Consider the following 1,904-nt stretch of genomic DNA (forward strand, 5'->3'; position numbering starts at 1 on the left):
CCTCTTAATACTACCTCTCCTGTTGGAACTTTTACCATATAAGAATCAGTCGAGCGAATGATTTCATTCAATATTATCCCTCCATTCAAAATGGAACATAAATTAATGCTTTTAACGCACCAATTTATACTTACTGCACTTCCTTTAAGAATCGTTGAACCTCATTTGGTGTTTTTAAAATAATAACTCTTTTATCCTTATTTAATTGATCGAGTCTTTTTAAAATTGCAGGTCTTTTCGTCTTAGGATATTCCCATATCCATTTAAAAAATTGCAAGTCAAACCTTTCTTCACATCCAGCACCCATATCCGGTCTTGTTTTATTCCGATATTGCACAATTCTTTTAAAAGCACGATAAACACATATTGTTCTATGAATATCAAGAAAGATAATTGTATCCGCTACGTTAATTCTTATGTCCATTGTCCCGCCATAATTCCCATCAATAATCCACTTTTCTTCTTTAATTAAGTCATTTTGAACTGTTCTTTGTTCCTCCCTCGGAACACCTACCCAATTCGGTTTCCAAAATAACGCATCAAGATGATACACCTGTATTTTTAGTTTATTTCCTAACTGCCTTGCTAATGTAGATTTTCCTGAACCACCAGAACCAATTAATATAATTTTTTTCATAAATGGCTCCTTTTTAAAATCCCTTATTTCTTCCGTAATATAAACTCACCAAGCATTCCTACTCCAACACCAATTGTGTAAGCCACTAAATCACTCCATAAAAATCCGTACCCTAATACGAGTCCACCTAAAGTCGTTGCGCGAATGCTATCTATCCAAGTCTCATGGTACAATTGGATAATTTCAATCCCGTAGCAAAATATCAAACTAATAAAAGCTAATTTCTTCGTTTCTATTTTAGAAAATAAAAATCCGAATCCAGTGAAAATCATTAATGCCCATAACGCATCACCTAAGTAGTCATTTAATAGATCAGGTAATGCAAAAGCAAACTTTCTGGAAATAAGACCTAAAATAACAACAACTATAGTAAACAGTGCATATAGTAATCTGTTTCGTTTCGTATTCATTTCAAAATCTCCTAATATATAATCTAAAACTGCAAATAGCTAGTAAAATATAATCATTTTACTAGCTATTTATGGTCGACTTCACTTTGTATTTAATCCAATAACTCTTGCTGCTTTTTCTTTGAAAATGATTGTAGTACTAAATCATACGACCAATCAATCATTTTATTAATTTGTTCTTGTTCTACACCCTTATGTATATAAACTGTATTCCAATGTTTTTTATTCATATGATATCCAGGAATAATTGTTTCCGGATAATCTTCTCTTATTCGCAAGGCAAGTTCTGGATCACATTTTAATGTAATCGCAGCTTTTTCACCTTCTTCATGATTCACTATCGCAAATATTTTATTATTGATCCTCATACATGTTGCACTCCAGCCATCTGGAGAATCTGCTGTCGCTTTTCTTTTCGATAAACAATATGCTCTTGTTGCATTCATTCTAATTGGCACCTCTTATTCTTTCACTATTTGATTACGATGCATCACAATTTGCTTCGTCGCTTGAAACTGCTGTTCACCATAAAACTTTATTAGTTTCTCTCCGCAAAATAGACTAACAATATCAATATGAGATATCTCTTTCAGTAACATTGTTAGCATCTTCTCACCAATACCTTTATTTCTTACACTTTCATGTACGACAACATCTTCAATATACGCCCGAAAAACACCGTCAGTAACAACTCTAGCAAATCCAACTAATTCRTTTTCTTCCCATACTCCAATTGCTATACTATTCTTTAACATTTTTTCAATATCRATTACTTTTCTTTCTGGCCACCAGCCAACAGAATCGTAAAGTTTCTTTATTTTTTCTACACAGATTGGTTGTTCATGTTGTAATTTATA

Annotated in this window: 4 protein-coding genes and 1 pseudogene; all 5 read right to left on the minus strand. The window is 32.5% G+C overall.

What is annotated here, in order from left to right:
* Positions 1-71 (minus strand): annotated as a pseudogene (locus tag AC1DTM_RS24530) (formylglycine-generating enzyme family protein); the annotation flags it as partial.
* A 59-nt stretch (positions 72-130) separates the two neighbouring features.
* Positions 131-637, minus strand: coding sequence for a DNA topology modulation protein (locus AC1DTM_RS24535; RefSeq protein ID WP_016105073.1), 507 nt, complete (start codon positions 635-637; stop codon positions 131-133).
* 23 nt (positions 638-660) lie between these two features.
* The gene (locus AC1DTM_RS24540; RefSeq protein WP_016105074.1) at positions 661-1,047 is read right to left on the minus strand and encodes a ribosomal maturation YjgA family protein; all 387 of its coding nucleotides are present in this window, start codon (positions 1,045-1,047) and stop codon (positions 661-663) included.
* 92 nt (positions 1,048-1,139) lie between these two features.
* Complete coding sequence (locus AC1DTM_RS24545; protein WP_002161512.1) at positions 1,140-1,493, minus strand: MmcQ/YjbR family DNA-binding protein; 354 nt, start codon at positions 1,491-1,493, stop codon at positions 1,140-1,142.
* A gap of 15 nt (positions 1,494-1,508) precedes the next feature.
* Positions 1,509-1,904 (minus strand): GNAT family N-acetyltransferase (locus AC1DTM_RS24550; RefSeq protein WP_477001105.1); only part of this gene is annotated, 396 nt, incomplete at its 5' end.

The sequence above is a fragment of the Bacillus sp. P4_D3 genome, assembly GCF_056401855.1.

Bases quoted from the DNA above. Each gene is read 5' to 3' on its own strand.
- AC1DTM_RS24535 (WP_016105073.1), bottom strand. From the start codon at position 637: ATGAAAAAAATTATATTAATTGGTTCTGGTGGTTCAGGAAAATCTACA.
- AC1DTM_RS24540 (WP_016105074.1), bottom strand. From the start codon at position 1,047: ATGAATACGAAACGAAACAGATTACTATATGCACTGTTTACTATAGTT.
- AC1DTM_RS24545 (WP_002161512.1), bottom strand. From the start codon at position 1,493: ATGAATGCAACAAGAGCATATTGTTTATCGAAAAGAAAAGCGACAGCA.